18 protein-coding genes and 3 pseudogenes are annotated in these 23,238 nt (G+C 62.8%); 9 read left to right on the top strand and 12 right to left on the bottom strand.

The window, feature by feature from the left end; genetic code table 11:
- Window positions 1-210: 210 nt before the first annotated feature.
- The 11 genes and pseudogenes from JOH52_RS33940 to JOH52_RS33890 form a co-directional block, all read right to left on the bottom strand.
- Window positions 211-1,821, bottom strand: coding sequence for a GMC family oxidoreductase (locus JOH52_RS33940; protein ID WP_014531230.1), 1,611 nt, complete (start codon window positions 1,819-1,821; stop codon window positions 211-213).
- Window positions 1,818-3,227, bottom strand: coding sequence for an FAD-binding oxidoreductase (locus JOH52_RS33935; RefSeq protein ID WP_014531229.1), 1,410 nt, complete (start codon window positions 3,225-3,227; stop codon window positions 1,818-1,820). Before JOH52_RS33935 ends, JOH52_RS33940 begins: the two co-directional genes overlap by 4 nt.
- Window positions 3,227-4,042 (bottom strand): shikimate dehydrogenase family protein, encoded by an 816-nt coding sequence (locus JOH52_RS33930; RefSeq protein WP_014531228.1) that lies wholly within the window; start codon window positions 4,040-4,042, stop codon window positions 3,227-3,229. Before JOH52_RS33930 ends, JOH52_RS33935 begins: the two co-directional genes overlap by 1 nt.
- A gap of 137 nt (window positions 4,043-4,179) precedes the next feature.
- Window positions 4,180-4,989: a 3-oxoacyl-ACP reductase FabG gene (gene fabG, locus JOH52_RS33925; protein WP_014989715.1), complete on the bottom strand. Its 810-nt coding sequence runs from the start codon at window positions 4,987-4,989 to the stop codon at window positions 4,180-4,182.
- Window positions 4,990-4,991: 2 nt separating this feature from the next.
- Complete coding sequence (locus JOH52_RS33920) at window positions 4,992-5,696, bottom strand: ABC transporter ATP-binding protein (RefSeq protein ID WP_014531226.1); 705 nt, start codon at window positions 5,694-5,696, stop codon at window positions 4,992-4,994.
- A complete protein-coding gene (locus JOH52_RS33915; RefSeq protein WP_373865760.1) occupies window positions 5,683-7,503 on the bottom strand; it encodes a branched-chain amino acid ABC transporter ATP-binding protein/permease in 1,821 nt (606 codons plus the stop codon). The genes JOH52_RS33920 and JOH52_RS33915 overlap by 14 nt, the downstream gene beginning before the upstream one ends.
- Window positions 7,500-8,387 (bottom strand): branched-chain amino acid ABC transporter permease, encoded by an 888-nt coding sequence (locus JOH52_RS33910; protein ID WP_014531224.1) that lies wholly within the window; start codon window positions 8,385-8,387, stop codon window positions 7,500-7,502. The genes JOH52_RS33915 and JOH52_RS33910 overlap by 4 nt, the downstream gene beginning before the upstream one ends.
- Window positions 8,388-8,514: 127 nt before the next feature.
- Window positions 8,515-9,717 (bottom strand): ABC transporter substrate-binding protein, encoded by a 1,203-nt coding sequence (locus tag JOH52_RS33905; RefSeq protein ID WP_014531223.1) that lies wholly within the window; start codon window positions 9,715-9,717, stop codon window positions 8,515-8,517.
- A 44-nt stretch (window positions 9,718-9,761) separates the two neighbouring features.
- Window positions 9,762-11,507 carry an acetolactate synthase catalytic subunit gene (locus tag JOH52_RS33900; protein ID WP_014531222.1) on the bottom strand — a complete coding sequence of 582 codons (1,746 nt, stop codon included), beginning with the start codon at window positions 11,505-11,507 and terminating at the stop codon, window positions 9,762-9,764.
- 35 nt (window positions 11,508-11,542) lie between these two features.
- A pseudogene (locus tag JOH52_RS33895) lies at window positions 11,543-12,543 on the bottom strand (NAD(P)H-quinone oxidoreductase).
- Window positions 12,540-13,604: a zinc-dependent alcohol dehydrogenase gene (locus JOH52_RS33890; RefSeq protein WP_014531220.1), complete on the bottom strand. Its 1,065-nt coding sequence runs from the start codon at window positions 13,602-13,604 to the stop codon at window positions 12,540-12,542. Before JOH52_RS33890 ends, JOH52_RS33895 begins: the two are co-directional and overlap by 4 nt.
- A gap of 128 nt (window positions 13,605-13,732) precedes the next feature.
- Between JOH52_RS33890 and JOH52_RS33885 the strand changes: the two genes are divergently transcribed.
- The 4 genes and pseudogenes from JOH52_RS33885 (at window position 13,733) to JOH52_RS33870 (ending at window position 17,497) form a co-directional block, all read left to right on the top strand.
- Window positions 13,733-14,449: a GntR family transcriptional regulator gene (locus JOH52_RS33885; RefSeq protein ID WP_014531219.1), complete on the top strand. Its 717-nt coding sequence runs from the start codon at window positions 13,733-13,735 to the stop codon at window positions 14,447-14,449.
- Between the two features lie 282 nt (window positions 14,450-14,731).
- Window positions 14,732-15,823 (top strand): annotated as a pseudogene (locus JOH52_RS33880) (IS1595 family transposase).
- 512 nt (window positions 15,824-16,335) lie between these two features.
- Window positions 16,336-16,893: a hypothetical protein gene (locus JOH52_RS33875; protein WP_014531217.1), complete on the top strand. Its 558-nt coding sequence runs from the start codon at window positions 16,336-16,338 to the stop codon at window positions 16,891-16,893.
- A gap of 109 nt (window positions 16,894-17,002) precedes the next feature.
- Complete coding sequence (locus JOH52_RS33870; RefSeq protein ID WP_014531216.1) at window positions 17,003-17,497, top strand: hypothetical protein; 495 nt, start codon at window positions 17,003-17,005, stop codon at window positions 17,495-17,497.
- 75 nt (window positions 17,498-17,572) lie between these two features.
- Here JOH52_RS33870 and JOH52_RS33865 read toward each other — a convergent pair whose 3' ends face one another.
- Window positions 17,573-18,466: a LysR family transcriptional regulator gene (locus JOH52_RS33865; RefSeq protein WP_014531215.1), complete on the bottom strand. Its 894-nt coding sequence runs from the start codon at window positions 18,464-18,466 to the stop codon at window positions 17,573-17,575.
- Between the two features lie 130 nt (window positions 18,467-18,596).
- Between JOH52_RS33865 and JOH52_RS33860 the strand changes: the two genes are divergently transcribed.
- From JOH52_RS33860 to JOH52_RS33840, 5 genes and pseudogenes are all read left to right on the top strand, one after another.
- Window positions 18,597-19,784: an MFS transporter gene (locus tag JOH52_RS33860; protein WP_026030436.1), complete on the top strand. Its 1,188-nt coding sequence runs from the start codon at window positions 18,597-18,599 to the stop codon at window positions 19,782-19,784.
- Window positions 19,781-20,238, top strand: a pseudogene (locus JOH52_RS33855) (cyclophilin-like fold protein). Before JOH52_RS33860 ends, JOH52_RS33855 begins: the two are co-directional and overlap by 4 nt.
- A 31-nt stretch (window positions 20,239-20,269) precedes the next feature.
- Window positions 20,270-21,352 (top strand): alpha/beta hydrolase, encoded by a 1,083-nt coding sequence (locus tag JOH52_RS33850; protein ID WP_014531212.1) that lies wholly within the window; start codon window positions 20,270-20,272, stop codon window positions 21,350-21,352.
- 86 nt (window positions 21,353-21,438) lie between these two features.
- Window positions 21,439-22,185, top strand: a complete 747-nt coding sequence (locus JOH52_RS33845) for an SDR family oxidoreductase (protein ID WP_014531211.1) — start codon at window positions 21,439-21,441, stop codon at window positions 22,183-22,185.
- A gap of 193 nt (window positions 22,186-22,378) precedes the next feature.
- Complete coding sequence (locus JOH52_RS33840) at window positions 22,379-23,173, top strand: carboxymuconolactone decarboxylase family protein (RefSeq protein ID WP_017265564.1); 795 nt, start codon at window positions 22,379-22,381, stop codon at window positions 23,171-23,173.
- Window positions 23,174-23,238 lie beyond the last annotated feature (65 nt).

The following is a 23,238-nucleotide window of genomic DNA, read 5'->3' as shown; positions in this document are numbered from 1 at the left end:
GAGGGTCTCATCGCGGCGCCGTCGCCATCCGCTAGCAGATTGCAGCGGTTCGCTTATCACTCCCTAAATTTCGGATCTTCACAACCCGCCCCTGCACCCGCATCGGTTCCGGTCGATACATTATGCGATCATGGACGCACAAGCGAGACATAAGGCGAAAAACGCATCGCCTTAGCGGGCCACGCCTCGCACTTCAATTTTAGGGCTAATCTATGTTGCAGCATCAGCCAGGATCATGTCCGCCGCCTTTTCCGCGATCATGAAGACAGCCGCCTGGATGTTTCCGGATACCATCGTCGGCATGATCGAGGCGTCTACGATGCGGAGGCCTCCAATGCCGCGCAGCTTCAGCGTCGGGTCCGCCACCGCTTTCTCGTCCGATCCCATCCGGCATGTGCCGCAGATATGATAGATCGTCTGGCCATTGGAACGGGCGAAATCCAGCCAGTCCGCATCCGTGCGGCAATTGGGTCCGGGGTTCATTTCCATGTCGCGGAAGACGTCCATCGGCGCCTGTTCGACGATATGGCGGGCGATCTTCATGCCCTCGACAATGACGCGGCGGTCCTCTTCCTCCGCGAGGAAGTTCGGCCGGATCGAAGGGGCCACAAACGGATCCGGGGAGACCGCATGAATGACGCCACGCGACTGCGGTCGCAATTGCGTCACGCCGATGGTCATGCCGGGCATGCGGTCAAGCACCCGTTCGGCGGCGTTCGCATAGCTTGCATGCATGAAGAAGTACTGAACATCCGGGCCTTCCAGCCCTTCGCGGGTCCGCACGAAACCGTGAACGAGGCCGGTACCGAGCGTAAGTATACCGCGACGGGTGGCGGCATATTGCGCAACGGCCATTGCGAGCTTCGCCCCGCGCGTCTGCTCGTTCAGCGTGACCGGCTGTTTTACCCGCCAGTTCATGCGGGTGCAGAAGTGGTCGATGTAGTTTTCCCCGACCCCCGGAAGGGCATGGGCCACCTGGACGCCGAGGTTCTGCAGGATGCCCGGATTGCCGATGCCGGAAAGTTCCAGCAATTGCGGCGTCTGCGCCGCACCCGCCGCAAGAATGACCTCCGCCCTCGCCTTGAAACGGAGATTCGCATCGCCAATACGCGCGGTGACCCCGGCTGCCCGCTTTCCATCGAGATCGACGGAAAGGACATGCGCCCCGGTCCGGACGCTGAGGTTCTGGCGCTTCATTGCCGGCTTCAGATAGGCTTCGGCGGCACTGACGCGGCGGCCGCCGCGCTGGTTCACCTGATAGTAGCCGAAGCCATCCTGGCTTTCGCCGTTGTAGTCGGGATTGCGCGCATAACCGGCCTTTTCGGCAGCCCTGATGAAGGCCTCGCCGATTCCCGGGCGGAGTGCGACGGTGCTGAGCGGCAAGAGACCTCCATGCGCCCGTAGATCGTTTGCGGGGCCGTCATAATCTTCGATGCGCCGAAAGAAAGGCAGGACATCGTCGAAACTCCAGCCACGGCAGCCTGCCTGGGCCCAGCCGTCATAATCTTGGGGCTGGCCGCGCACATAGATCATGCCGTTGATCAGCGTCGAGCCGCCGAGGCCCTTGCCGCGCGGCACGGCGATGACGCGGTTCTTTGTCGCCTCTTCCGGTTCGGACTTGAAGCGCCAATTGTAAGTCGGATCGACCAGCAGCTTCGAGAAGCCGGCGGGGATACCGATCCACGGGCTACGACCGACGCCGCCGGCCTCGAGCAGAAGCACGCTGTGGCGGCCCGATTCCGTCAGACGGTTGGCGAGTACGCAGCCGGCATTGCCGCCGCCGACGATGATGTAGTCGAAGGTTTCCGCAGCAGCGTTCACGCCGCACCTCCTTTGTTCGGCGCGGCCAGCACCTTTCCGGGATTGAAGAGACCGGCGGGATCGATCGCCTGCTTGATGGTATGGGCGAGCGCCTGTTCAGCGGCCGGCTTGGTGCGCTGCCACTCGCCCACGCGATATTGGCCGAGCCCATGTTCGGCCGAGATCGAACCGCGATGGCGAACGACCGCATCATGAACCGCGCGATTGACCGCAGCCGGATGGTCCTCGGGTCCCAGCAGCACGTTGTAGTGCAGGTTGCCATCGCCGAGATGCCCGAAAACGTTGAGCCGCGCCGTGCGCGAGACGGCCGCTACCGCGGCACGTGCGTCCGCGAGATAGGCAGGCATGACGCTGAGCGGCACGGAGATGTCGTGCTTCAGGCCGCGGCCCTCCCGCGCCTCTGCCTCCGTCACGTGTTCACGCAGCGCCCACAGCGATTGCGCCTGCTGGTGACTCGCGGCTACCACGCCGTCGAGGGCGAGTTCCTCCTCGAAAGCGGCGGCAAGCAGCACCTGCATCGCCGCCTCGAGGCCGGTCAGGCTGGACGCGGCTTCGATCAGCAGAAACCACTCGCCCGCGGCGATCGGACTTTTCAGGCCGGCGTGCCTCTCGACGAGCGCAATCGAATCCCCCGAGATGAGCTCGAAGGCGGAAAGCGCATCGCCGATCTCGCTCTGGGCCTTTGCGTAGAGCGCGATCGCCGTCTCCACGTCTGCGACTGAGAGCAGCGCGGTGACGCTGTGGCGCGGCGCCGGCACGAGCCGGAGGACGGCGGCCGTGACGATGCCGAGCGTTCCTTCGGCGCCGATGAAGAGCTGCTTCCAGTCGTAGCCCGCATTATCCTTCCGCAGGTGCCGGAGGCCGTTGACGATCGTGCCGTCGGCAAGCACGACCTCGAGCCCGAGCACGAGAGCGCGCGTCATGCCATGGCGCAGCACATTGACGCCGCCGGCATTGGTGGAAACGATGCCGCCGATGGTGGCCGACCCCTCGGCCGCGAGACTGACGGGCAGCAGCCGCTCCTTTTTCGCGGCTTCCTCCTTGACGGACTGCAGGATCGCACCGGCCTCGACCTCCACGGTCATGCCGATGGGGTCCAGGCTGCGGATCCTGGTCAAGCGGTTGAGCGACAGCAGCACCTGCGACGAACTGGCGTCGGGCGTCGCTCCACCGGCAAGGCCCGTGTTGCCGCCCTGCGGCACGATCGATGTGCCGTGCTTGCGGCAGGCGGCGACGACCTTCGCCACCTCGCCGGTATTGCCCGGACGCACGACACAGAAGGGGCTCCCGACGAAGCTCCGCTTCCAGTCGACGGCATAGGGCTCGATGTCGCCCGGCGCCGTCAGCACTGCCGCAGGGTTGCAGATCGTCCGCAGTTGATCGAGAAGCGCGCCCTGCTCGGCCATTACGCGATCGCCCCCATGTGCTTTGCCATGAGTTCGATCTGGCATTGCAGCATCGGTAGGCCGCACTGGATGCGGCACCCGAACGCCTCGGCCGCTTTCAGAAGCGGCGTCATCACCGGGTCCATGATCGCGTCTGCGACGACCTGACTGGCAGAGAGACTGGAAAGATCGAGGGGCGGCGCGTCGGTCTCCTTCATGCCGAGCGATGTGCCGTTGACGACGAGTTCGTGGTCGGCCACCGAAGCGGCGTCGGTCGAGAGCGAGAGGCCGGGATGCGCCCGCCGCAGCCGCGCAGCAAGAGCCTCGGCCTTGTCGATGGTGCGATTGGCGATGGTGAGGTGGCTGACGCCGGCATCGGCCAGGGCAAACGCAATCGCGCAGGCTGCACCCCCGGCACCGGCCACGTAGGCGCTTTTGCCCTCCGGCTCGAAGCCGGTTACCGTCCTAAGCGCCACGACGAAGCCGATGCCGTCGAGCATCGTCCCCACCATACGGCCGTCCGCCTCGCGCCGGACGCAATTGACAGCGCCGATGTTGCGGGCTTCTTCGGTTACCCCGTCGCAGAGCCCGAGCATGGCCGGCTTGTGCGGCACGGTCGCAATGAACCCGCCGAAATTCTCCATCGCCTTGAGGCCGGACACCAGCGTCACCAGCCCTTCGGGCTGGACATGGAAGGGGATCAGCACCGCGTCCACGCCGTGACGGGCAAAGACCTCGGCCATGACCTCCGGCGTCTTCACGTGATGGATCGGATCGGCGAGAATACCGTAGATGCGGGTCTTGCCCGTGATCCGATGGGCGGGTGCATCCGTCATGCCATGCTCCGTGTCGCTCGGACGTTAGAAGGATTGGTCTGACGCCAGGCATTGGACGCCGAACGCCATTGTGCGGCGAATACGTTCTGTAACGACATCTTTGATCTCGTCTGTTGCGGTGGGCGCGGAGCCTGCCCTCACGTCATATAAAGACCGCCGGCGACGTCGATCGTTTGGCCGGTGACGAAGCTTGATTCGGCCGAGGTTAGATAAACGGCGGTATCCGCCACCTCCTCCGGCTGGCCGAGCCTGCCCATTGGCGTCAGCTTCACCTGCTCCTCGTTGATCTCGCGCGCGACGCCGCGCACCATCGGGGTCTCGATGCGGCCCGGCGCCAGCGCGTTGACGCGGATGCCATAGGGGCCGAGTTCCGCCGCAAGATGCTTGGTGAAGCCGATAAGCGCCGATTTCGTCGCCGCATAGTGGCAGGCAACGATCGGCGAATAGGTCTTGCCCGCCACCGACGACATATTGACGATCCAGCCGCGTTCGGCCCTGCGCATCGATGGCGTGAGCGCGCGGATCGTATTGAACGGGCCGGAGAGGTTGACGGCAACCACGCGGCTCCATTCCGCGGGATCCATCTCCCAGACCTTGTGCGCAACCCCATCGTGCTTCGGCGAAATGCCGGCATTGTTGACGACGGTGTCGAAGGCTTCGCCTATGGCCCTCGCCGCATCGGCAAGCCCTGCTTCGACCGCGTCATAGTCTGCAACGTCGAGAAGAAGCGGCAGACCCTCGCCGTGACCATCGGCCTTGATGAGCGCCACGGTTTCGGCGATGTCGTCCGCGTTCATGTCGGCGACGCCGACGGTCGCGCCGCGGGCAGCAAAGCCGAGCGCGATCGCCCGTCCGATGCCGCGACCGGCACCGGTGACGAGCACGCGGCGGCCGGCGTGGCTCGGACGGTAGGAGATGGAGCGAGGGTTGTCTTCTCTTGCAGGCATCATCAAATTCCCAAATAGGCTTGACGGACGTGATCGTTCGTAAGCAGCGCATCAGAGCTGTCGGAGAGAACAATCTCGCCGTTTTCGAGGACATAGCCGCGGTCGGCGGCCTTGAGCGTATGGAAGACGTTCTGCTCGACGATCAGGACCGTGGCACCCGTCCTGACGATCGTGTCAATGACGTCGAACACCTGTTGCACAATGATCGGCGCGAGACCCAACGAGGGCTCGTCGAACATCAGGAGTCTCGGGCGGGCCATCATGCCCCTTGCGATCGCCACCATCTGCTGCTCGCCTCCCGACAGTGAGCCGGCACTCTGGCTCAGCCGTTCCCGTACACGGGGAAAGAGCGATAGCACCTGGTCGAGTGTATCCTTTTGCTTCGCACGCGCCTCCGCGCGATAGGCGCCCATCAGGAGGTTTTCATGCACGGTCATATCCGCAAAGAGTTGCCTGCCTTCCGGGATGAGCGTGATACCGAGATCGACGACCTCATGCGCGGGAAGTCTGGTGATATCCCGCCCCTCGAAGGTGATACGGCCGGCGGTTGGCTTGATCAGGCCGGCGACGGTGCGCAGCGTCGTCGTCTTGCCGGCGCCGTTGGCTCCGACAATGGTTACGACCTCGCCCGCCTGAACGTTGAGCGAGATGCCGTGCAAGATGGTTGTCGCGCCGTATCCGGCGTGAATGCCTTCAAGCCTGAGCATGGGTGAATTCCTTTCCGAGATAGGCTTCGATCACATGCGGATCGCGCACGACATTCTGGGGCTTGCCCTCTGCGATGATCTGGCCGGAGTTCAGCACCACCACACGATCCGACAGCGACATCACCGCTTGCATCACGTGTTCGATGGCGATGATCGAGACACCGCTGTCACGAATGGAGAGCATGAGGTCGATGGCACGGCGGACGTCGGTCTGATTGATGCCGGCCATGACCTCGTCCAGGAGCAGGATCCGCGGCTTCATGGCCATGACGCGGGCGACTTCCAGCCGCTTCAGCCCGCCGATCGTAAGACCTCTTGCTTCGGCGTGGAGCCAGGGACCGAGACCCATGCGGAAGGCCGTCTCGCGCGCCGCCTCGCGGGCGTCATTGACGTCGCGGTAGCGGTGGAAGGCGCCGACCATGATGTTTTCCTCGACCGTCATCGCCGCGAAGGGCTGGACGATCTGGAAAGTCCGGCCGACGCCGATCGCGGCGAAATCCCCCGGCGTCAGCGGCGCCTGCCAGGAGCCGTCCTCCGTCCGAACTTTGACCGAGCCGCTGTCGGGTTTGAGAAAGCCGGAAAGCATGTTGAACACGGTGGTCTTGCCGGCGCCGTTCGGGCCGATCAGGCCGAGGATCTCGCCTTCCTTCAGCGAGAAGCTGACGTCGTTGGTGACGTGCAGGCCGGCGAAGTGCTTGTCCAGATGGTCCGCAATCAGGATGTCGTTGCCGATCGGCGGACGCTCGGCGGCGCGTGGGGTAGCGGCAACCGAAGCTGACTGAGTTCCGCGCTGCGGTGTCGCGTTGCCAAGGTAGCGTGAGAGGATGCCCATCAGACCGTTCGGCATGAAGAGCACGACAAGAACCAGCACGACGCCGTAAACGAAGCCGTGCAGGCCGAGCGCCTGGGCGCCGAGCCAGCCACGGGCGAGTTCGGAGAGCGGCACGAGGAATAAGGCGCCGACGAGCGGTCCGATGACGGTACCGAGACCTCCGATGAGCGCGAACATCGCGATCTGTATCGACATGGTCAACGAGAACATCGCCGCCGGTTCGATGAAAGTGAGATACATGGCGTGGAACGTGCCGATGAAAGCGGTGAGCGCGGCCGAGGCCGAGACCGCGATCAGGCGCACCTTGACCGTGTTCACGCCGGCGGCTTGGGCGGCGCTCTGGCGCTCGCGTGTGGCGACCAGGTAGAAACCCAGGCGGTGCGAACGGATCCACCAGGCGACGGCCAGCGCCACGACCAGCAAGCCGAAGGCGATGAGAAGCGCCGGTGTACGGTCGCGGAAAACCATCCATTCCCAGCCGAATTTCAGCGGGATCATCAGGCCCGTCGCGCCGCCCGTGAACTCGCGAAGGTGCAGCGCGAGCACCCGGAATACCTCGAGGAATGCGATCGTCGCGAGCGAGAAGAACGGGCCGCGCAGGCGGAAGCAGGGATAACTGATCGCAACGGCGACGACGACGGACACCGCCGCACCGGCAAACATGCCGAGCCAAGGGGAAATGCCCATGTTCATCAGCATCACGCCGGCATAGGCGCCAATGCCATAGAAGATGGCGTGACCGAGCGAGAGCTGTCCGGCATAGCCCCCGACGATGTTCCAGGCGGTCGAAAGACCGGCGAAGATGAAGATGGTGATGAAGATGTGCGAGATGAACTGGTCGCCGATGGCAATCGGAGCCGCCAGCAGCGCCAGCAAGAGCGCGCCCAGCGCCGCAGCCTTCTTCAGCGGAAACGGACTCGTGCGCGCGGCGGGTACGGTGTTGTCGAGCGTGGTATCTGTCATGGCTTTCCTCATGGCGATACGTGCGAGAGGTTGAGGCGCTCGCTGAAGAGACCCGATGGCTTGAGGATCAGGATCAGCAGGAACACGCCGAAGACGGCGACCTCACGCAGATCGGATCCGATGTAGAAGCCAGCAAAGCTGTCGATCAGGCCAATAATCATCGCACCGGCAAAGGCGCCGCCGATCGAACCGAGGCCACCGAGCACCACAACCACGAAGGCGGTCAGCACGAAGTAGGTGCCGATGGTCGGGGACGTCGGATAGAGGGGCGCGACCATGGCGGCAGCGAAGCCTACGCAAGCGGCGCCGATGCCGAAGGTCAGCATGTAGATGCGGTTGACATTGATACCCATGAGCTGGGCGGCGGCGCGGTTCTGCGCTACCGCGCGAATGGCTCGGCCGGTCTGCGTCCGCTGCAGGAACATCCGCAGTCCGACCACGAGCGCCGCAGAAGCGAGCAGAATGATCATCTGCCCGAGCAGCACGCGGACGGGCCCGATCTGAATGGGCATGCGCAGGCCACCCGGAGGCGTGTTGGCGATATCGGCGCCGAAGATCAGGAGCGCCAGATTGATCAATGCCGTGGAGAGACCCACGGTGGCGAAGATCTGGATATGGTCGTCGCGCGCACTCATCAGCGGCTGGATGATGAAGCGCTGCGTGGCGACGCCCACCAGGAACAAGAGCGGCGCGACCGCCACGACGGTTACGAGCGGATGGAGACCGAGCTTGGCCGTGATCAGGTAGACAAGGTACATCCCGATCATCAGGAACTCGCCATGCGCGAAATTCACGACCTTGACGATCCCGAAGATCAGAGTGAGGCCGATACTGACGATGGCGAAGAGGGCGCCGAGCATCAGGCCGCTGGCAAGCACTTGTAGAAACGTATCCATCAACGCCTCACTGTCTGTTGGGCACGGCGATCGGGGCCACGATGACCCGAAACGCAGCGTGCTACCCAAGGAGAACTGCGGCGGAAGGCGCAACCGGCATGATGCGCCTTCCGCTCGGGAGGTCGCCTCAGTCGGCGAATTGGATCGGCGCCGTCGCGGCCGCGTCGGGATAGACGGTGACGAGTTTGCCACCCTGCCACTGCATACCCATCATAGAGGCGCGTTCGTTCTGGTTGTTCTCGCCGAACTTGATGCCGTATCCGGCCGCGGTCGCGCCGTCCGGAATGTCCATGGCCTTGACCGCCTCGACGATAGTGTCAGGCTCGAAGCCCTTCGCCTTGTCGATCGCTTCGAGCAAGGCCTTGGCGCCGACATAGTTGTTCAACGAGTGACCGGAGCGCGGGGCGCTGCCATACTTCGCCTTATAGGCCTCGACGAAGGCGTCAAGGCCAGGCGTCGCCTTGGTGTTGACGAGGTATTGGGTGAAGTCCACGTCGAGAACGCCGTCAATCACATCATGGCCCACAGCATCGGCAGTCGGCTGCATAGAATAGCCGCCACCGCCACCGATGACGGCCGCAGGCTTGTAGCCTGCCTCGTTGGCCTGCTGCAGGAACAGGACGGAGTCGTTCTGGTAGGAAGTCTGCAGCACCACGTCGACGCCGGCTTGCTTCAGCTCCAGCACCAACGAGGACATGTCGACGGTCGCCGCCGGATAGCCGGAGGAAACAGCAACGTTCAAGCCCCTCTCCTTGGCGTAGTTGGCCTGGTGTGTCGAGACGGAGGTGCCGTAGCTCGAGTCTTCGTAGATGATGCCGATCTTCAGCTCTTCCGGCTTCTTGCTGATGCCAGGTGCGATCTTGTCCGCGACCATGTCGACGATCATCTTGCCCATGTCGGCGGCGTAAGGGTTGGTGCGGAACAGGTACTTGAGGCCGCGGCCAGTCACCTCGTCGGCGACCGCACCGAGTTCGAAATAAGGAATGCCGGAAAGCTCGGCAACCTGGCTTGCTGCGATAGATCGCGCCGACGAATAGGTGCCGAATATCGCCGCCACCTGCTCGAGCGAGATCAGGCGGCGGGCTTCGCCGATCGCCTGATTGTTGTCGACCGCGTCACCGCGAACCAGGACGACCTTTTCGCCCTGGATGCCGCCGGCTGCATTGATCTCGTCAACCGCGATCTCCAGGCCGCGTGCGCTCTCCTCCCCGAGAAGCGCGAGCTGGCCACTGAAGGGATAAAGCGCCCCGAACTTCACATCGGCATGCGCAGCGGTTGCCGACAGCACGATGGCTGCGACGGTGGTCTTCAGAAGATACGACAGTTTCATGTTCTCCTCCCGGAAATGCCGTTGGTTACGATGGTCTCAAGGTCTCAGTAGTTCAGGGCATCCTTCCCCTGAAAGCTGGTGATCGGCGGATGCGCCCGCTCGTCGGTGATGACGTCGATGACGGTGAGTTCGTCGCGAGACAGTGCTTCCTTCAGGGCCGGCAGAAAGTCTTCCGGCCGGTCGACGCGAACGCCGTTGCAGCCAATGGCCCGTGCGATGGCCGCATGGTCGACCGCCTCGAAGTCGCAGACATCGGTGAAATTGCCGAACAGGCTGAGCTCGGCATGTTTCTGGTAGCCGAGGATCTGGTTGTTCAACACAATGACGACGACCGGCAGCTTCATGCGGCGCGCCGTCTCCATCTCCGACCAGACATGACCGAAGCCGCCGTCGCCGGTGAGGCAGACGACCGGCGCGTCCGGACGCGCCGCCTTGGCGCCGAGCGCATAGGGAAGGCCCCAGCCGAGGCCGGCGATGCCGCGCGGCGTGATGAAGCGCTGGCCGGCCTTGCGGGCGGTCAGGAAGTTGGCGATCCAGATCGACGAATAGCTGGCATCGGCGACGACGATGCTTTCCGGCGTCAGCACGCTGTCGAGGTCCGCCATCAGGCGCTCCGGGCGCAGGGGCGCTGCGTCCATGTCGACGAGTCTCTTCATGTCTTCGCGATGAGCGGCCAAGCCCTCGGCGATCTTCTCCTCGAGCGCCTTACGGCGAGTGGAAAGTGCCGACAGGTCCTCTTTGTCTAGCGCTTGCTTCAGCGCCGCGAGCGTGAGCTTGGCATCGCCCGCAAGACGCAGTGCCTCGTAGTTGCGGCCGATCTCGCCGCCGTCCACGTCGAGATGGATATAGGTTGCGCCCTTCGGGTAGAGCGACCAGCTGTCGGTTCCGTTCTGGTTGGTGCGGTTGCCAATGAGAAGCACGACGTCGGCGTCGGTCACGAGACTGCGCAGATGCGAGGTGCGGCCGCGCGGGGCCATGAAATAGCCGACGACACCGAGCGAGAGCGGATGGGTCTCGTCGACCGAGCCCTTGCCCATGACGGTGGTGGCGACCGGCAGGCCGAGCGCCTGCAATGCAGAGAGCTCCGCGGATGCCTGCGAGGCATGCACGCCGCCGCCGGCGATCACGATCGGGGCTTTGGCCTTTGCGATAAGACAAGCGGCCTCTGCGATCCGGGCCGGATCAGCAGCGGTGCGGTCGAGCGGGAACGTTCCAAGGTTCGCGCTGCGGCGCGGTTGTGCGGGATCGATCTCCGGACGCTCGTCCAGGACGTCGAGCGGGACGAGGAGAACCGCGGGGCCTGCGCGGCCGGTTGCGGCAGCGGTGAAGGCCATGTCGACATAGTCGTCGATGCGGGCCGGATCGGCCACGCGGCGGACCCATTTCGCGACACCCGAAAACAGCGCAAAATGGTCGAGCTCCTGGAATGCGTTCTTGTCGATAAAACGGCGGGACACGTCCTGTACGATCGCGACGACCGGTGTCGATGCCTTCAGCGCCTCGGCAAGGCCGGGCACCAGCAGGGTCGCTGCAGGCCCGTTCTGGGCGGTGACGACAGAGACCTTGCCGGAGACTCGCGCAAACGCGTCCGCCATGGCGGCGCCGGCATTTTCGGTGCGGTAGCCGATCTGGCGGATGCCGTAATCGGGCGCGGCCAGGAACAGGGCGGAGGGAATGCTCTGACCGAAGATCTCCTTCACGCCGTGGCGCTGAAGGGCTGCGGCGAGCAGATGGGCGCCGGTCATGTTATCGGCGGCCGATGTCGCCTGTGACCTGCTCATAACGTTCATGCTAATTTCCTTTCCTGGCCTTTCGGAGGGCAGGCCTATGCCTGCGTGTCCATAACGAGAACGATCTTGCCGGTATGGCTGCCGCTATCCATGCGGGCATGGGCATCGGCGACCTGTTCAAAGGGATAGGTGGAGTCGATCAGCGGCCGTGCCTCGCCGCGCGCGAGAACCGGCAGCACGTGCTCCTGGAGCGACGCAGCCAGCTTCGCCTTCATGGCTAGCGGACGGGCGCGCAGCGTCGAACCGGTTAGTGTGATCCGCTTCATCAGGAGCGGCAGGAAATCGACCTCCGCCTTCGAGCCCTTCTGGAATGCGATCTGGGCGATGCGGCCGTCGACGGCGACGGCTTCGAGGTTGCGGGCGATATAGTCGCCGCCGACCATGTCGAGGATGACATCGGGACCGCGACCGCCTGTAAGCTCCTTCGAAACGGCCACGAAGTCCTGGCGGCGGTAATCGATCGCGCCATCGGCGCGAGTTTCAGGCATGCCTCGCATTTCTCGGGCGATCCGGCGGTGACAATTACCTTGGCGCCGATGGCCTTCGCGAGCATCAGTGCCGTGGTGCCGATGCCTGACGTGCCACCATGGATAAGCAGCGTCTCGCCCGGCTTTAGGCCCGCCCGCTCGAAGACATTGCTCCACACCGTGAAATAGGTTTCGGGAAAGGCGCCGGCCTCCACCAAGGACATGCCGTCGGGCACCGGCAGCGCGGAGGCCTCCTGCACGACCGCCCACTCGGCATAAGCGCCGCTATGGACCAGAGCCATCACCCGGTTGCCGGGTTTGAAGCGGCGTACTCCGGACCCCAGGCTCTCGACCACACCCGCGAGTTCCAGCCCGAGTATGTCGGAGGCACCGGGCGGCGGAGGATAGTTGCCCTGACGCTGCATCACGTCCGGTCGGTTGATGCCGGCGGCGCTGACGCGCACGAGCATCTCGCCTTCACCCGGAACGGGGCGGAGTCGCTCCACGATCTGGAGAACCTCGGGGCCGCCGGGCCTGGATGCGATTACGGCACGGGTGGTGGCGCTCATGCCTCTTCTCCGTTGAACTGGCTGGGCAAAGCACCCGGCAGCAGTAGCACTTTCACCGCCTGTCGGCTGCGGGCGAGTTCGAAGGCTTCGACGGCTTGGGAAAGCGGGCGCCGATGGGTGATGAGACACGAGAGCGTCTCGGCATTCTCTGCAAGCAGTCGGATCGCCTCCTCGAGCGCCTTCGATGTCGTGTCATGGGCCGCACGTAACTGCTTCTTCTCGCGAACGAAGCGGGTGAGGTCGAGCTGGAGCGGCGACGAGTGGATGCCGGCGGCAACCAGAATGCCGCTGGAGCGCAACACCATAAGACCGTCGGCGACAGATTGCGCGACACCCGTGGCTTCGATCACTCGATCGGCCGGCTGACCGAAGGCCTCGGTCACAGCGTCGGCAAGACTGGTTTCGGCGAGATCGGCGATGTGAGGAATGCCCATCTCACGGGCGAGGGAGAGGCGAACCGCGTCGTTGAAGCCGGCCAGCAGGACATCGGCACCGCGATTGGCGGCAACCCAGGCAACACCGAGGCCGATCGGTCCCGGCCCGAGCACGACGGTACAGTCGCCGGGCGCCACCTCGGCGACATCGAGGGCGTTGACAGCAATCGACAGCGGCTCGGTCAGGGCGGCAATCTCGAGATCCAGCCCGTCAGGAATGCGGCGGCAGTTGGAAGCCGGCACCGTGACTCTCTCCGCAAAGCCGCCGTCGCAGTGAAGACCTATGATGCTGCGGTGGCCGCAGTCCTGCGGCCGCCCGGCGCTGCAGGCATGACATTTGCCGCAGGTCTTTGTCGGCCAGCAGGTGACGCGATCGCCGGCTCGAAAGCCGCTTACCCCCTCCCCGACGGATTGCACCACGCCGGAGAACTCGTGTCCGATCGTGACCGGCATGACTGCGGTCATGAACTCGTACCCAGCTGTCCACTCATAGGCATGGATATCGCTGCCGCAGATGCCGGCGGCCGCTACCTCGATGGCCAGTTCGCCATAGCCGGGCGCCTGCGCAACGCCGAGCGATACGAGTTCGGCGCCGAACGCGGCCACGGTTTTGCGCAGCGCGATCATGCTTGTCCTCCGCTTTTGCTCCGGCGACTGGCCTCCTCGCCCGTCCCTGTGTACGATTTCCGCTCGCACAAGCCGAAGTTTGTGATATATGTAATTTGTTATAACACTATCCGCGAAGAAGGTGACGCGTGTCAAGAAGCCTGCAAGAAAATAGTGCGAAGACCCTGGAAGAGGCCGACTGGGTGCAGCCGATCGTCAAGGAGAACCTCAGCGATCGCGCCTATTCCGACCTGCGCCAAGCGCTGATGCGCGGGCAGTTGCGACCGGGCGCGCTCCTGCGCCTACGGCCGATGTCGGCACGATTCGGGATCAGCGCGACGCCGATGCGCGAGGCGCTGCTGCGGCTCGTGAGCGAGAAGGCGTTGACCCTCGACGCACGCGGAACCGTGGTTGTCCCCACCCTCACGCTTGACCAGTTGCTCGAGATCCGCGCGGTTCGGACCGATCTGGAGGGGCGCGCGGCCGCGGCCGCGGCCAGATTTGCGTCCAAGCAGGAAATCGACGGGCTGGAGGCTATCCATCGGCAGATCTCACAGTGCCATCTTTCGCAACAGTTCGAAAAGGCGGTCGACCTCAATACCGAGTTCCACCTGGGCCTGTGCCGCCTCGGACGCATGCCGATCGTCTACGATATCGTCGAAGGGCTTTGGGTGCGCTGCGGGCCGATCCTGTCGCATCTCTACGACGCCGGACTGCCGGACTGGGAGCCGCACCCACACTTACGCGTAATCGCGGCGCTACAGGCCGGCGACGGAGAAGGCGCGCGTGATGCCATCCGTGAGGATATCGAGCGCGGCGGCCAGGGTCTCCTGACACATGTGAAGGATGTCGACGAGGGTACGTAATGGGCTGGCGCCATGCGAACGCGGGAACGATCAGTTTCATTCGTGTGCCCCGTCGCGCACTGCTCTTTTGCAACTTGCGAGCTAGAGGGCCTTCGCGCGACGTCGGGTTAGGCTGGTGACAGCGTTCTCCCAATGGTAAGCAACAGGCGGGCGTAGGGACCCCGGCCAAGGCCGACGCTGTGTTCCCATTGATACATGGCCTTTATCAACCAAAGACAGCAAAAAGCTTGATGCTCAAGGGCTATCGTGCGATTCTTCGGGCATGATCCGAAGGAGATGAGAATGTCGGAGATGCTTGCAGCGCTTACCAACATTCGGACCGCGGAAGATATGGTCGTGGCGTTTCGCGATGAGGAGCAGTGTCGGCGGTTGCTGGAAAGCATGGTGTGGCCGGGTGGGAGAGTTTGCCCTGCCTGTGGTTACAAACGCTCGATCGCGATCGCCGGGCGCGATATGGGCATGCGGCGTGCGCGTCCCGGTCTCTATCAATGCTCCAGCAGCGATTGCCGGTTCCAGTTTACGGTGACGACACACACGCCGCTGCATTCCACAAAGCTTCCTTTGAGTGTCTGGCTGAAGGGCATGTGGCTGATGCTGCAGTCGGATAAAGGTTTGTCCTCGGTGCGTCTGGCCGAGGCTCTGGGGGTAAGCCAACCGACGGCCTGGCGGATGGGACACGCGCTGCGCCTCATGGCGGCGCGCGAGCACATGCTCGATGGCACGGTGGAGATCGACCATTTTTACCTCGGTGGGCGAGCAAGAATAAATCCGAACGATCCACCGCCTGGACGAGGCCGAAAAGGTCTGCCGAATACGCAGAAGACGCCTGTCATGGTGATCGTTCAACGGCCAGATGACGTCACGCCCGGCACTCCGGCCGGTGACGCGCGTGCTGCGGTGGTGACTGGTCTTTCGCTCCGTGCAGCGGCGCGCGCGGCCGAAGCGCAGATCGACCCCGACGCCTATTTGATGAGCGATGAGGCGACAGCGTTCATGGCCCTTGGCGAGAACTATGCCAGGCATGACACCGTGAAGCACTCCAGCCGCGAATACGTTCGTGACGCCGTTCATGTCAATTCGGTCGAAGGTTTCAATGCCCGCGTCCGCCGCACAATTGCCGGTGTCTTTCATCATATCAGCCCGCAGCACGCCGACCTGTATTTCCACGAGATCGGTTTCCGCTGGTCACAGCGCATTGTGACGGGCCAGGCAGTTCGGAAAACCCGAAATGGCAGGGAACGCATGAAACCCTGTGGTCGCGAGTGCCGCCGGCGCTGCAATTGCTGCAAATCTTTCGCGCCGCGACCGGCCGTCAACTGCAGAAGTCCGGATGGTGGGATCATCGTCAAATCAGCAGTCGCTGTCTTTGGTTGATAAGGGCCTGATACATTATGCGGTCTCGTTGGGCCCAGAACGTGAACATCCTAGCAACCAGCCGTCCAACGCGCTCGTGAAGAACGGATCCCTTCAATCACTGTGCACTTTGGCTTCGGACACGATTTGGTAATCCGAAGCGGACAATCAATTCGTTACGCAGGGACGGCGGGTTTGCGCCCCATGTCGGTCATAGACGCCATTATCGCGCCCGCCCGACAGGAGCATTCGGTGCTGATCGACTTTCTCTCAACCGGTCCGGCATTGTTAAAGGGCGATACTGCCTCCGAGGGCCGTTGCTCACGATGTTTCAGAGTGGAAGCAAAGGGCGGGTGACAGCTAAGGTCGCCCGACGCCGATTACACCTCGCATGTGTTCGCGCCCATTTATGTCCCGTTCCAATAAGCACATGCGATCTACGGCAGCTAATCGGGCGCGCCACGCAGTGATATCTCCTTTCGCATCCGATGCCGCGCAGCGCGATGACGCGTGCAGCAAGGAAGGAGCGCCAGATGAAAAGCATGATCTTTAATACGCCTAGTGTCATTAGGGGACTACGGCAGCTAACCACGTCAGGGATTGCCGGCTTGATCGCGCTTGGAGCCGTTCTGGGTCCGGTGTCTCCTGCTGCCGCGCATCATGGATGGCCTGGCTTCGAGACCGATCGCCTCATTTATATCTCGGGAACGGTTTCTTCGGACGGCGTCTGGGGGAACCCGCACTCCCAGTTCGACGTCACACTGGACAGCAGCATGCCTGCCGACACTCCTGATCTGAGGATTCCGGAGGAGTTGCAAGATCCTGAGGATAGCAGCCGAGTCGATGCTGCTCGCTCATATAAAGGTCCCCATAAGGAGCTGGAAATCATCATTGCTCCTCCTGCGTGGTCGGGCAGGTGGGGCCTGGGCCGTGCGCTGAAGATCGGCGAGCGCTTCCGGGCCGTCGGCTACATCAATCGGACGAACGACGGCCTGTTTCGTCCGGTCGTGTTCTGGTACGGCGATGACAATGTGCCGGTGAACCAAGTGCTGGGCAACACGCTTCCGGTACGAGCCCCCCTTCCGAAGTAGGCTTCGGCCGCTACAGACGGCGTGAGGCGATCCTGCTCGCCGTCATCTCAGCAGGCGTGGGAAGATCCTTTCACCTGCGCCATCACCCTCGGAATGGACGTGAACGGATATGCTTGATCTGCTCAGCTCTCTGCTGATGATGTTGCAGAGTTCGGCCCTCGGCGATGTGGTACGGAATGCCCGTTACCTCTATCCCGTGCTTGAGGCCATCCACATCATTGGGATCGCTCTTCTGGTCGGTCCCGCTTTCACCTTCGACTTCCGCCTTCTGGGTTTGGGACACCGTACCGTTTCCGTCACCACAACGGCGCGCTATCTGCTCCCGGTCTCCCACGCGGGCCTGGCCATCGCCGCTACAACTGGCGTCGCACTGATGAGTGCGCAGGCGACTGTGATCGCCAGCGCCGGAGCCGCACCATGGAAGTTCGGTCTGCTAGTTCTTGCCGGCGTCAATGTAGCTGTCTTCCACGGCGGCATCTACCGGAGCGTGGATAACTGGACGGATGTTGCGGTGCCTCCCGTCGCCGCCCGCCTCGGGGCAGCAATATCATTGACCGCATGGACGGGCATCATCTTCGCCGGACGGCTTCTAGCCTACACCTGATCTCCGAGACGAACTAGCCGGAGCGGCAGATAGGGCTTCTGCCGTGGAAGGCTCACACAAGCAAGCGGCGCGTGTTCAGCTCCGATGTCTCAGAGCATCGACGATCAGTGCCATCGCGGGGGACATCTGGCGTCGGCTGGGATAATAGAGATGGTATCCCGCGAACGGCTCACTCCAATCGTCGAGGACAGCCTGCAGCGCTCCCACCTGGATGTGTTCTTCCACGAGGTCCTCCGGAATGTAGGCGATCCCGTATCCTTTGGCGGCGGCGTCGATCTGGGAGATCGAGGAATTGAAGCTGAGCTGCCCCTCGACCCGGACCCGAAGCTCCCTCCCGTCCTTCTCGAACTCCCAGGCATAGAATCCGCCCCAAGTGGCTTGGCGCGTGTTGATGCAGACATGGCTGACGAGGTCCTGCGGGGTCTCGGGGATCCCGTGCCTGGCGAGATATTCCGGGGAGGCTACGGCGCGCAGCCGCCAATCGGGGCCGATACGCACGGCGATCATGTCCTTGTCGACGCTCTCGCCGAGCCGGACGCCGGCGTCGAAACGCTCCTCAACGATGTTGCGCATCCCGTTGTCGCTGTAGAGCTCGACCTTGACGTCGGGATTATCGGCCAGGATGCGGCTGAGCTTAGGCCAGACCGTTGTCTGGAGAGCATGATCTGATAGCGTCAGGCGCACAGTGCCTGACGGCTTCTCCCGGAAAGCCACCAGATCTGCAAGATCTGCCTCGATCCCCTCGAATCTTGGAGCAAGCGACTGTAGCAGGCGTTCGCCAGCCTCCGTTGTTGCCACGCTGCGGGTCGTCCGCGTCAGCAGGCGGACGCCCAGCCGCGCCTCCAACTGCTTGATCGTATGGCTGAGGGTCGACTGGGAGGTGCCGAGCGTGGCCGCGGCCTTGGTGAAGCTCTGCTCCCTCGCCACCTCGATGAACCACAACAGATCCTTCACATCCTCCCGCAGCATGACCAGCTAGGCTCCTATTGATGTTCCGTATCGATAACTTCATGCGGATTAGCACGGATTGTTGGCAAAGTCCCTCGGCAATATCTTTCTCCTGCAAGTCGCGAAACGCGAGCACGCAAGGATCCATGACATGAGCATAACCTTTCAAGATGGCATCGAGAGCCAGAAGGCCGCTTGGGGAGCAGTATTCTCCATGACGCTTTGCGTCTTCGTTCTGATCGCCTCCGAGTTCATGCCGGTCAGTCTTCTGACACCCATTGCGTCGAGCCTGAGCATCTCCGAGGGACAGGCCGGGCAGGCAATCTCGATCTCCGGCGTCTTCGCAGTCATCACAAGCCTCTTCATCGCGACGATCACCCGTCGGCTCGACCGGAGGATCGTGGTTCTCGGACTGACCGCTCTTCTGACGGTCTCCGGCATTATCGTGACGTGCGCGCCAACATATCCCGTCCTCATGATCGGCCGCGCGCTGCTTGGCATCTCGATCGGAGGCTTCTGGTCCATGTCGACAGCGATCGTCATGCGGCTTGTATCAGGGAGCCAGGTGCCTGCAGCGCTGGCCCTGCTCAACGCCGGGAATGCGATCGCCGCGACCATCTCGGCTCCGGCCGGCAGCCTCCTGGGCGCATACGTCGGCTGGAGAGGCGCGTTCTTCCTCGTTGTTCCGGTGAGCCTTCTTGCGATCCTCTGGCAGTTTATCAGCCTTCCTTCGCTGCCTGTCCGGGCCGGCCAGTCTTCGCCGAACGTGTTGAGGTTGCTCCGGCAACCCCCTGTCATCGCGGGGATGATGGCGATCCTGCTCCTGTTCATGGGACAGTTCGCGCTCTTCACCTATCTGCGTCCTTTCCTGGAGCAGGTAACTGATCTCGGCATCGAGACGCTTTCGCTCAGCCTGCTCGTGATGGGCCTCGCTGGGGCGGGTGGCACCTGGTTGATCGGTAGACTGCTGAGGCAGCGTCTGTTCAGCATCCTTGTTGTCATACCCTTGGTGATGGCAGGAATCGCCTTGTTCCTGATCGCTTTTGGAGACAGGGAGCTTCCCGTGTTCGCCGCACTCGTTGGCTGGGGCCTCTTCGGGACTGCCGCTCCTGTCGGGTGGGGAACCTGGCTCAGCCGATATCTCGCCGATGACGCCGAGGCGGGAGGAGGGTTGCAGGTCGCGGTCATCCAGCTCGCGATCACGGCAGGAGCATCGATCGGCGGCCTCCTCTTCGACACGGTCGGTTGGTGGTCCGCCTTTGCCCTCAGCGCAGCCTTGCTTGTCGGCTCGTCTCTCGCGTCGATCGCCGCCTGGTACACCGTCAGGAGAGCCTCATGAGCTATCGGCCGCCCTTCATGTCGCGCCGGACCCTGGTGCTAGTTGCTGCCGTCCTTGCAACTGCCAGGCCTGGGTCGCACCGAACCCAACAACAGGAGCCGACTGACGTGAAGATAAGGCTTACCTTCGGCCACCACACGATGACGGCGACACTTTACGACAATCCGTCCGCCCGTGACTTCGCCTCCTGCTTCCACTCGATCTCGAGATCAAGGGCTTCGGATCGAACGAGAAGATCGCATACCTGCCACGCAAACTGACGGTCGAAGGACACGGACCCTTCTCCGACGAGCGGCCATACGACCTCTGCTACTACATGCCCTGGGGAAATCTCGTGATGTTCTACGCCGACTACAAGCATCCGGGCCTCGTCCGCCTCGGTCGCTTCGAAGACGGCTATGAAGCGCTTCACGTCCCTGGGGAATTCCCGCTGCGCATCGAGCGCATCCAGTGACACTCAACTCATCCAGACAGGAGATTTCCAAATGAGCAAGCACATTGAGAGGCAGGACGGCTTCAATTCGAGCAGGCGCGGCCTGATGAAAGCAACCGGTATCGCCGTCGCGGCCATGAGCCTCATCCCGGCGGCTGCCGGCACCCAGGCCCTGGCTCAGACCACGGAATGGGACAAGACGTTCCCGAAGAGCGACAAGGTCGTCCATCAAAAGGTCTCGTTCAAGAACCGATATGGCATCACGCTGGCGGGAGATCTCTACCTCCCCAAGGAGCGAGGCAACAGCAAGCTGGCCGCCATCGTCGTCAGCGGGCCGTTCGGCGCGGTGAAGGAACAGTCGTCCGGGCTTTACGCGCAGACGATGGCAGAACGTGGATTCGCGACGCTTGCCTTCGATCCATCATATACCGGAGAGAGCGGCGGTGAACCGCGTAACATCGCCTCGCCGGACATCAACACCGAGGACTTCAGTGCCGCGGTGGACTTCATCGGGCTGCGGTCAGAAGTGAACCGCGAACGGATCGGCGTGATCGGCGTCTGCGGCTGGGGCGGCATGGCTTTGAATGCCGTTGCCGTCGACAAGCGCGTCAAGGCAGTCGTCGCCAGCACCATGTACGACATGACGCGCGTCATGTCCAAGGGGTACAACGACACAGTCACACTGGAACAGCGCACCAAGACCTTGGAGCAGTTGAGCCGTCAGCGATGGGTCGATGCCGAGAAGGACACACCCGCCTATCAGCCGGCGTATAACGCCGAGGTCGGTCCAGATGCACCGCAGTTCATGGTCGATTACCACGACTACTATTCGACGCCGCGCGGTTATCATAAGCGCGCTGTCAACTCGGGCAACGCCTGGTCGCAGACCACGCCGATCTCGTTCATGAACATGCCGATTCTGACCTACATCGCGGAGATCTCGCCGCGTCCGGTACTGTTCATCCACGGCGAGAAGGCTCACTCACGCTACTTCAGCGAAACCGCCTTCGCAGCCGCCGCGGAGCCGAAGGAACTGATGATCATTCCGGACGCAAACCATACCGACCTTTACGACCGCATGGACAAGATCCCCTTCGACCGGATGGCCGAGTTCTTCGGTCAACATCTGGCATAAGCCAAACTCGCCGGTCGAACTAATCGTAGGCGGCGAGGTGACCTTCTGGTCACAACGCCGTCTCGCTTCTCGTCAGGAGACACGAAATGACAGACAACATCGCTGGCAAGACCATCGTGATCACAGGCGCCTCGAGCGGCATGGGTGCCGCAGCCGCCCGGTATCTCGCAACCAAGGGCTCCAACGTAGTCCTTGGAGCGCGCCGCTCAGATCGGATCGACGCCCTAGCCGCCGAACTCAACGAAGCCGGCCACAAGGCCACTGCTGTAGTCACCGACGTGACGAGGCAAGAGGACCTGCGGAAGTTGATCGACGCGGCCGTTGAGATCTATGGACGGGTCGACGTGCTCATCAACAACGCGGGCGTCATGCCGCTTTCGCCCATGGATCGTTTGAAGGTGGACGAATGGGACCAGATGATCGACGTCAACGTCAAAGGCGTCTTGTACGGCATCGCCGCAGCGCTCCCTCATATGAAGGAGCAGAGGTCGGGCCACATTATCAATCTATCCTCCGTGGCCGGCCACAAGCTCTTCGGGGGCTCGGCAGTATACTCGGCCACCAAATTCGCAGTGAGGGCATTGTCGGAGGGGCTGCGGCAGGAGATGGCGCCGTACAACATCCGCACGACGATTATCTCGCCCGGCGCCGTCAAGACGGAGCTGCTGGACCACATCAGTGAGAAGGACGTGCAGCAGGCGAACCAGGATTACGTAGGTCAGGTCGGCGTCCCAGCCGACACGTTTGCCAGGATGGTTGCCTTTGCAATCAACGAACCCGAGGATGTCGCGGTGAATGAGATCCTGTTCCGTCCGACGGCGCAGGAACTTTAAACCAGCCTTTTGACCGCCCGGCGGCGGTTTCCGACTTGACCCAAGACGGCCGAAGGACAGCCCCTCGGCCGTCTTCGTCTTTGCAGTGTCGCTGACGTTTGATGTCGAGATCGGATAAACCCTATCAGAAACGGCGTTCTAATCCTGCGTTTCCTCGCTCCTATCTCATGGTGGTTGGTACACCATCGAAAGGATGACGACCGTGAAACTTCTGGCAGCCGCCACCCTCACTCTTGCGACCATCGCATCTTCACCCGCCTTCTCCCAGCAGAGCTCGACCATGACCAGATCGACAAGCGTGTCTTCGGACGAGATCCGGAGCGTTTCCCCCGCTCTCGGGCGATACGAGAAGGAGGACGTCGTCGAAGGCCTGTGGGCCCGCCCGCAGCTTTCCCTCCGCGATCGTAGCGTCGTCACGGTCGCCACCCTTATCGCCCGCAGCCAGACTGCCGATCTTCCACACTACATGAGCCTCGCGCTCGACAACGGCGTCACGCCGAAGGAGCTTTCCGAGATCATCTCGCATCTTGCATTTTATGCGGGCTGGACGAACGCCACGTCGGCGGTGGCTGTCGCCCATGACATCTTCGCCGAGCGGAACATAGGCGCAGATCAGTTGCCTGAAGCTTCTCCGGATCTCATGCCGCTCTACCAGGAGGGTGAGGCTGCACGTCAAAAGGCGGTCGAAGGCCTACTGGGCCATGCATCGCCTGGGCTGGCAGACTTCACGACGGATCCGCTGTTCAAGGATGTCTGGCTGCGACCGGATCTCTCGCCGCGTGGCCGCAGTCTCGTGACCATCACGTCCCTAATGGCCAACGGCCAGGTGGCTCAGCTCGCAGGGCACCTCAACAGGGCGCTCGACAACGGCCTCACTCCCGAGCAGGCGGGCGAGGTCGTGACGCAGATTGCCTTCTACGCCGGCTGGCCGAATGCTCTCTCGGCAGGGCCTGTCGTTGCCGAAGTGCTCAAGAAGCGCCAGCAGTGAGCGAAGAAAGTCATACCGAACAGGCAGGATTGATCCATGAAGAACGCCCTCATCGCTGCCACCCT

This window comes from Sinorhizobium meliloti, from assembly GCF_017876815.1.
Classification (GTDB): Bacteria; Pseudomonadota; Alphaproteobacteria; order Rhizobiales; family Rhizobiaceae; genus Sinorhizobium; species Sinorhizobium meliloti.
This window is presented reverse-complemented; position numbering and strand designations above follow the sequence as displayed.

Excerpts from the sequence above, each read along its gene's own strand:
- JOH52_RS33935 (WP_014531229.1), bottom strand. The coding sequence starts at position 3,227 with ATGGCCGAGCAGGGCGCGCTTCTCGATCAACTGCGGACGATCTGCAAC.
- JOH52_RS33930 (WP_014531228.1), bottom strand. The coding sequence starts at position 4,042 with ATGACGGATGCACCCGCCCATCGGATCACGGGCAAGACCCGCATCTAC.
- fabG (WP_014989715.1), bottom strand. The coding sequence starts at position 4,989 with ATGCCTGCAAGAGAAGACAACCCTCGCTCCATCTCCTACCGTCCGAGC.
- JOH52_RS33920 (WP_014531226.1), bottom strand. The coding sequence starts at position 5,696 with ATGCTCAGGCTTGAAGGCATTCACGCCGGATACGGCGCGACAACCATC.
- JOH52_RS33915 (WP_373865760.1), bottom strand. The coding sequence starts at position 7,503 with ATGAGGAAAGCCATGACAGATACCACGCTCGACAACACCGTACCCGCC.
- JOH52_RS33910 (WP_014531224.1), bottom strand. The coding sequence starts at position 8,387 with ATGGATACGTTTCTACAAGTGCTTGCCAGCGGCCTGATGCTCGGCGCC.
- JOH52_RS33905 (WP_014531223.1), bottom strand. The coding sequence starts at position 9,717 with ATGAAACTGTCGTATCTTCTGAAGACCACCGTCGCAGCCATCGTGCTG.
- JOH52_RS33900 (WP_014531222.1), bottom strand. The coding sequence starts at position 11,507 with ATGAACGTTATGAGCAGGTCACAGGCGACATCGGCCGCCGATAACATG.
- JOH52_RS33890 (WP_014531220.1), bottom strand. The coding sequence starts at position 13,604 with ATGATCGCGCTGCGCAAAACCGTGGCCGCGTTCGGCGCCGAACTCGTA.
- JOH52_RS33875 (WP_014531217.1), top strand. The coding sequence starts at position 16,336 with ATGAAAAGCATGATCTTTAATACGCCTAGTGTCATTAGGGGACTACGG.
- JOH52_RS33870 (WP_014531216.1), top strand. The coding sequence starts at position 17,003 with ATGCTTGATCTGCTCAGCTCTCTGCTGATGATGTTGCAGAGTTCGGCC.
- JOH52_RS33865 (WP_014531215.1), bottom strand. The coding sequence starts at position 18,466 with ATGCTGCGGGAGGATGTGAAGGATCTGTTGTGGTTCATCGAGGTGGCG.
- JOH52_RS33860 (WP_026030436.1), top strand. The coding sequence starts at position 18,597 with ATGAGCATAACCTTTCAAGATGGCATCGAGAGCCAGAAGGCCGCTTGG.
- JOH52_RS33850 (WP_014531212.1), top strand. The coding sequence starts at position 20,270 with ATGAGCAAGCACATTGAGAGGCAGGACGGCTTCAATTCGAGCAGGCGC.
- JOH52_RS33845 (WP_014531211.1), top strand. The coding sequence starts at position 21,439 with ATGACAGACAACATCGCTGGCAAGACCATCGTGATCACAGGCGCCTCG.
- JOH52_RS33840 (WP_017265564.1), top strand. The coding sequence starts at position 22,379 with ATGACGACCGTGAAACTTCTGGCAGCCGCCACCCTCACTCTTGCGACC.